The sequence below is a fragment of the Zhengella mangrovi genome, from assembly GCF_002727065.1.
GTDB classification, from domain to species: domain Bacteria; phylum Pseudomonadota; class Alphaproteobacteria; order Rhizobiales; family Rhizobiaceae; genus Zhengella; species Zhengella mangrovi.
This window is the reverse complement of sequence record NZ_PDVP01000053.1, coordinates 1-1,611: the sequence shown is the minus strand read 5'-3', so window position 1 is coordinate 1,611 and position 1,611 is coordinate 1. Positions and strand designations below refer to the sequence as shown.

Below are 1,611 nucleotides of genomic sequence, written 5' to 3'. Positions count from 1 at the left end.
CCTACAAGGCTAGCAAAAGCGTCGTGTCTGGCGGCGGTGATATCTACTATGAGGGTGCGTTCTACTTCCCAGGACAAAAGCTGACCATTTCCGGCGGCGGAACGGTCACTTCACCTTCTTCGTTTACCTCATACGTTGCCGATATTATCGAATACACCGGCGGAGGCAATCTTTCCATTGGCGCTGATCCGAGTGCTTCTTCCGTACCAATTCCGGCCGGCCTCTTCGAAGGCGGGAACGTTCAGCAAGTACGGCTTATAGAGTAAAAATAAGGAACATAGAATCAATATATACCTATTGCCTTATAAAATTTACCTGTTCTTAAAAATTAATATTTGATGACAATTCAGCAATATATATTCGTCTTATTGGCGGCATAAATTGCTTTAAATCATCAATTTTACCTGCATCATTAATACATATTCAGTATTTTTTGGCCACAATTACTCTGTTCAGCGTTTGGTGTGAAGGTAGAGCCATGCTTCGTAGGTTTGTTCGGGATCGCTCAGGAAATTTCGCCATCATCTCGGCCATCGCAGCTGCGCCCCTGATATTTGCCTTGGGGCTTGGGCTTGAATACAGCGACATCACGGCTGAAAAGGCCAAATTGCAGAACGCGCTCGACTCCGCCTCCCTGGCCGTGGCGCGCGAGGGCATCAAGCTCTCCAACGATATGGCCTACAAGATCGCCGACGAATATGTCCGGTCGAATTTCACCGAAGACATCAAAAGCGTCGCGGTCAACCGGACCGGCTACTCGGTGGCGGTTTCGGCGACCACGGAAAAGAAGCTGGCCTTCGGCACGATCATGGGCAACGAGACCTGGAAGATCGTCGGCCAGTCGGTGGCCGAGTATGCCCCGGCGCAATACGAGCTTTCGCTCGTGCTCGACACGACCGGTTCCATGGAGGGCGCCAAGCTCGCCGCCATGAAGTCCGCCGTCAACACGCTGATCGATGCGCTTTCTGTCCAGGTGACCAACAAGAGCGCGCTCAAGGTCGGCGTGGTGCCCTATGCCACCTTTGTCAACGTCGGGCCGCAGTACGGGCCCCAATTCGACGAGAAAGGCAAAGTGATCGACGGAACAGGCGCCGACTGGCTCGACACCAAGGGATTGCTGAACTATCCGCAGATGGACCTTCCTGCCGGGTTGAACCGCTTCGAACTCTACCATGCGCTCGGTTTCAAGTGGCCCGGTTGCGTGGAAACGCGGCTCGATACACCGGGCATCGAATATGCGCTGACCGACCGCGAGGCGACCTCGGCTGAAGCGAAGTCGCTCTACGAGCCGACCTTTGCTATCGATGAGCCAGATGACACTTGGTCCAACGGGTTCCCGAAGTACCCGAACAACTACATCATGTCGTCGGTCAAACTCACTGACCCGATCTCAACCCGCCTGGCGCGCTACGGCGTCGTGAAGGTGGCTGGCCAATGGGTCAAGGATCCGTCGCTCGCGGTGAGCCTCGATACCTCGCCGTCGATCTTCTATTCCAACGAGTCCGATCCGAAGGGGCCGGGATACGGTTGCGAGACCGAGCCGCTGCTGCCGCTGACAAGCGATCTCAACAAGGTGAAGAGCAAGGTCAGCGTGCTGAAGGCAAACGGCTC

General features: G+C 54.8%; 2 pseudogenes. Both read left to right on the top strand.

What is annotated here, in order from left to right:
- A pseudogene (locus CSC94_RS24785) lies at nucleotides 1–266 on the top strand (hypothetical protein); the annotation flags it as partial.
- A 293-nt stretch (nucleotides 267–559) separates the two neighbouring features.
- A pseudogene (locus CSC94_RS23920) lies at nucleotides 560–1,611 on the top strand (pilus assembly protein TadG-related protein); the annotation flags it as partial.